The organism is Mycobacterium sp., from assembly GCF_049683355.1.
In the GTDB taxonomy this organism is placed as follows: Bacteria; Actinomycetota; Actinomycetes; order Mycobacteriales; family Mycobacteriaceae; genus Mycobacterium.
On record NZ_JBAUJB010000392.1, the window covers coordinates 1 to 1,837 of the forward strand.

A 1,837-nucleotide genomic window follows, 5' to 3' on the forward strand; every position below is an offset into this window, starting at 1 on the left:
CACGGAGTTGGGGTCGGCGTGGCGTTGCAGCGCACCCAGCACCCCCCCGCCGAAGTCGAGGACCAGCGGCGGTGTGTCGGGCGCCGTCACCAGATATCCCGAGGCGGGCGAATCAGGGCCGACCACACTGCCGGAACAACCCAGTACGGTGATTCGCACGCCCACTAGCTTGCCATGCCCGCGATCTGCATGGCGAAAACATCGCCGCTTTCGGCGATGAACGTCATGTTCGCGCGCCGAGGTGACGTTCGACCGGCCGGACCCCGTCCAACGACGGGCCCAGAAATCGTGCTGCCAGAGCGGTGAAAGCCTCGGGATCGCCGGTTGCTTCGAAAAGTCGCAGCGCACGGGGCGCCCCCGGCTCGGGATGCGGTTTGAGCAAGTCGTTCTCGGTGAGCACCCGCAGCAGATCCTTTGCTGTCTCCTCGGCGCTGGAGACCAGGCTCACGTCGTCGCCCATCACCAACTGGATCAGGCCCGACAGCATCGGGTAGTGGGTACAGCCGAGCACCAGCGTGTCCACCTCGGCGCGTTGCAACGGCTCCAGGTACCCCTCGGCCAGTCCCAGCACCTGTCGGCCGCTGGTCACCCCGCGTTCGACGAAGTCCACAAAACGCGGACACGCCACCCCGAACACCTCGATGTCGCGGGCCGCGGCGAACGCGTCCTGGTAGGTGCCCGAGGCGATGGTGGCAGCCGTGCCGATCACCCCGACGCGCCCGTTGCGGGTGGAGCGCACGGCCCGGCGCACCGCGGGCAGGATCACCTCGACGACCGGCACCGGTGCGTACCGCTCGCGCGCGTCCCGAAGGCAGGCCGAGGACGCCGTGTTGCAGGCGATCACCAACGCCTTGACGCCGCGCCCGGCGAGGTGGTCCCCGATGGCCAGGGCATGCGACCGGATCTCCGGGACGGTCAGCGGGCCGTACGGTCCGTTGCCGGTGTCCCCGACATAGATGACGTCTTCGTCGGGCAGTTGGTCGATGACGGCCCGCGCGACGGTGAGCCCCCCGACGCCGGAATCGAAGATCCCGATCGGGGCCTGCGGTGAGGTCATGTGTTCAACGACGGCGGCCGCACCGGGCGCCGCAGCGCGCGCGCCTTGCGTTCCGGCCCGGACAGCAGATAGGCGGCGAGCAGACCGGCCAGCGCGCCGCACAGATGGCCCTGCCAGGAGATGCCGAACGTCCCCGGGAGGACGCCGAGCAGGATGCTGCCGTAGATGAACAGCACCACCACCCCGATGACGATCTCCCAGATGTTGCGGGTGAAGAAGCCGAAAACGATCAGGAACGCCAGCCAGCCGAAGATCAGCCCCGAGGCACCGATGTGGTTGGTCTCGATCGCCACGCCGTTGTAGGCCGGCGCACCGACATTGCCGATCAGCCAGGTGCCCAGCCCGCCGACGATCCAGATGATCGCGGTCGCGTAGAGGAACCGGGACAGCCCGGCCAGCGTCATCAGGAAGCCCAGCACCAGCGCCGGGCCGGTGTTGGCGATCAGGTGCTCCCAGTTCGAGTGCAGCAGCGGCGCCGCCAGGATGCCCGTCAGACCGTCGGTCTCCAGCGGACGGATGCCGTTGCTGTCGAGTTGATGCCCGGTCAACGCGTCGAAAAGCTCGACGATCCAGAGCAACAACACGAACGAGACGATGGTGACGACCCCGACGACCCACGTCGGGCGCTTCTTCGGCTGCGCAGGCGGTCCGGCCATGCCCGGATAGCCGCCCGGCAGACTCATCGGCGAACCCTCAAGCCCATAGCTGCCCTTCCAGCGCGTCCTCTGCGTCATCCAGGCTACCGGCGTAGGCACCGGTCGACAGATACTTCCACCCGGC

Annotated in this window: 3 protein-coding genes and 1 pseudogene; all 4 read right to left on the minus strand. The window is 68.2% G+C overall.

Translation table 11 applies throughout. The features are described from left to right. Nucleotides 1-165 (minus strand): annotated as a pseudogene (locus tag WA944_RS22555) (MBL fold metallo-hydrolase); the annotation flags it as partial. 58 nt (nucleotides 166-223) lie between these two features. Continuing rightward, complete coding sequence (gene murI / locus WA944_RS22560) at nucleotides 224-1,057, minus strand: glutamate racemase (protein ID WP_526370050.1); 834 nt, start codon at nucleotides 1,055-1,057, stop codon at nucleotides 224-226. Then, entirely contained in the window at nucleotides 1,054-1,740 is a 687-nt protein-coding gene (locus WA944_RS22565) for a rhomboid family intramembrane serine protease (protein WP_526647366.1), read from the minus strand. The genes murI and WA944_RS22565 overlap by 4 nt, the downstream gene beginning before the upstream one ends. 10 nt (nucleotides 1,741-1,750) lie before the next feature. Continuing rightward, on the minus strand, nucleotides 1,751-1,837 hold an 87-nt coding region (locus WA944_RS22570), incomplete at its 5' end, for a hypothetical protein (protein WP_526647367.1).

Excerpts from the sequence above, each read along its gene's own strand:
- murI (WP_526370050.1), bottom strand. The coding sequence starts at position 1,057 with ATGACCTCACCGCAGGCCCCGATCGGGATCTTCGATTCCGGCGTCGGG.
- WA944_RS22565 (WP_526647366.1), bottom strand. The coding sequence starts at position 1,740 with ATGAGTCTGCCGGGCGGCTATCCGGGCATGGCCGGACCGCCTGCGCAG.